Annotated in this window: 4 protein-coding genes; all 4 read left to right on the top strand. The window is 68.2% G+C overall.

Features of this window, described 5'->3' with window-relative positions; translation table 11 throughout:
- Nucleotides 1-978, top strand: a 978-nt coding sequence (locus WAZ62_RS21515) for a MotA/TolQ/ExbB proton channel family protein (RefSeq protein ID WP_422645582.1), incomplete at its 5' end; no start/stop codon positions are given.
- 5 nt (nucleotides 979-983) lie between these two features.
- Nucleotides 984-1,391 carry an ExbD/TolR family protein gene (locus tag WAZ62_RS21510; RefSeq protein ID WP_422645581.1) on the top strand — a complete coding sequence of 136 codons (408 nt, stop codon included), beginning with the start codon at nucleotides 984-986 and terminating at the stop codon, nucleotides 1,389-1,391.
- A 6-nt stretch (nucleotides 1,392-1,397) separates the two neighbouring features.
- Entirely contained in the window at nucleotides 1,398-2,117 is a 720-nt protein-coding gene (locus WAZ62_RS21505; RefSeq protein ID WP_422645580.1) for a TonB family protein, read from the top strand.
- A 22-nt stretch (nucleotides 2,118-2,139) separates the two neighbouring features.
- A partial coding sequence (locus WAZ62_RS21500) for a putative porin (RefSeq protein ID WP_422645579.1) occupies nucleotides 2,140-2,359 on the top strand: 220 nt, incomplete at its 3' end.

Below are 2,359 nucleotides of genomic sequence, written 5' to 3'. Positions count from 1 at the left end.
GCAATCGACGGCGCGGCCGAAGCCGCCGCCCCGGTCGCGGAAATCGCGGCGCCGGCTCTTCCCGTCTACACGGGGTTCGCGGGCGAGATCGACGAGCTGCAGATTGCCAAAATCGCGCGGCCCGCGGGCTTCATCCGTCTGGCCGCCCTCGGCCAGGGCGGGGACAGCGCCAAGCTCCTGTCGCTCAGCATGGACGAGGAAACGACGACCTGGCTGACCGGTCATTTCGCGGTGATCGTGAAATCGGTCACCCTCGATGCCTGGGTGGTGATCGGCATTCTCGCGGTGATGGCGGTGATTTCCTGGGTCGTCGTCGCCGGCAAGATGTCCTACGTCGGCCGCCAGCAGAGGGCCAACAGCCGCTTCCTCGAAGCCTATGACCGGATCGCGGGCGACTTCTCCGTGCTCGAGGCCGGCAAGGCCGATGACGCCGGCACCATGGGCGGGCATCTGTCCAGGGCCGATCTGCGGCTGGTGCGGCATTCCGCGCTGTACCGGGTGTTCAACGCGGGCCTGCACGAAATCCACCGCCGCTTCGCCGGCGCGAAGCCGGGGGCGCGCTGGCTGAAGGCGGAATCGATCGCCGCCATCCGCGCCAGCCTCGACGCCACCCAGGTGCGCGAGCTTCAGAAGCTGAACCGCCAGATCGTGGTCCTGACCATCGCCATCTCGGGCGGGCCCTTCCTCGGCCTGCTCGGCACCGTGGTCGGCGTGATGATCACCTTCGCGGCGATCGCGGCTTCGGGCGACGTCAACGTGAACGCGATCGCGCCGGGCATCGCCGCCGCCCTGCTGGCCACCGTGGCCGGCCTCGCGGTCGCGATCCCCGCGCTCTTCGCCTATAATTACCTGAACTCGCGCATCAAGGATGCGTCGGCGGACATTCAGGTCTTCGTCGACGAATTCATCACTCGCCTCGCCGAATTCTATGCCTGGTCGCCCGAGACGCGGGTCGACGACACGCTCGCGGCGGAGTGACGGCGATGCAGGTCCAGGGCGACAACAAACCCTATGACGACATCAACATCACGCCGATGCTCGATCTCGCCTATGTGCTGCTGGTCATCTTCATCATCATGACGACGGCCAGCGTGCAGGGCATGAAGGTGAACCTGCCGCGTGCCAGCGCCCAGCCCAGCCTCGCGGAATCGAAGACCCAGGCGATCAGCTTGACCGCCGATGGCAAGATCTTCCTGAACACGACGCCGGTCGCCTCGCTCGACGACCTGAAGCAACGCCTGCTGTCGCAGAAGGCGCTGACCCCCGATTTCCCGGTGGTGATCAAGGGCGACGGCCTGTCGCAATATCAGGGCGTGATGGATGTCCTCGATCTTCTGGGCCAGGTCGGTGTCAGCCAGGTCGGCCTCGCCACCAAACCCCTGGTGAAGTGACCCGACATGGCGCGCGACGACGAGGATGATGACGGGCAGGGTTTCCTGCGGCGCAATGCCCCGGGCATCGTCGCGGGTGTCGTCGCCGTCGCCCTGTTCGCCGTCGCGGCGGTGCTGGTCGGCGGCGACAGCCAGCCGACGCGCAAGGTGTCCGAGCCGCAGGTGGTGCAGATCCTGACGCCCCCGTCTCCGCCGCCACCTCCGCCCCCGCCAGAGGAACCGCCCCCGCCCGAGGAACAGGTGGAGGAACAGCCCGAGATCGCCGAGCCCGAGATGAAGGAAGAGGCACCGAAGGAAGAGCCGGAAGAGGCGGAGCCGGAAGCGCCGGCCCCGGGACCGCTCGGCCTCGACCAGGAGGGCACCGGGCCGGGCGACAGTTTCGGTCTTTCGGGGCGGCCGGGGGGCGGCGGCCTGATTGGCGGCGGTGGCACGGGCGGCGGTGGAACCCGCTTCGGCTGGTATGCGGCCAAGGTCCAGAAAGAGATCGAGGCGGCGCTGCGCGACAATCGGAAAACGCGGAAGGCGACCATCGGCGGCCTGAAGGTCCAGATCTGGCTGGATGCCTCGGGCAGCGTCACGCGCGTGCGCCTCGGGGCCTCCAGCGGCGATGCCGAGGTCGACCGTATCATCGAGAACGAGATCCTGCGGGGGCGGCATTTCGATCCGCCGCCGTCCGACATGCCACAACCCATCCACATGCGCATCAAGGCGCTGCGGCCGGGCTGAAGCCATCCGAAGTGGGGACCCCATGTCCAAGAGTGAACGTAACGCCTTCCGTCTTGCCGCCCCGGCCCTTCTGGTCGCCGCCGGGCTGGTCGCCGCCTCGCCCGCGTGGGCGCAGGAGCCGGCGCCTTCGCCCAACGCGACGATCAATCTGATCAATCTCATGGTCAAGCGCGGCCTGATCACCAGGGCCGACGCCGATGGCCTGATCAAGCAGGCCGAGGCGGAAGCGAGCGCCGCCGCCC

The organism is Zavarzinia sp. (genome assembly GCF_049306435.1).
In the GTDB taxonomy this organism is placed as follows: domain Bacteria; phylum Pseudomonadota; class Alphaproteobacteria; order Zavarziniales; family Zavarziniaceae; genus Zavarzinia.
The sequence above is the reverse complement of the archived record's forward strand: the minus strand, read 5'-3'. Positions and strand labels throughout refer to the sequence as shown.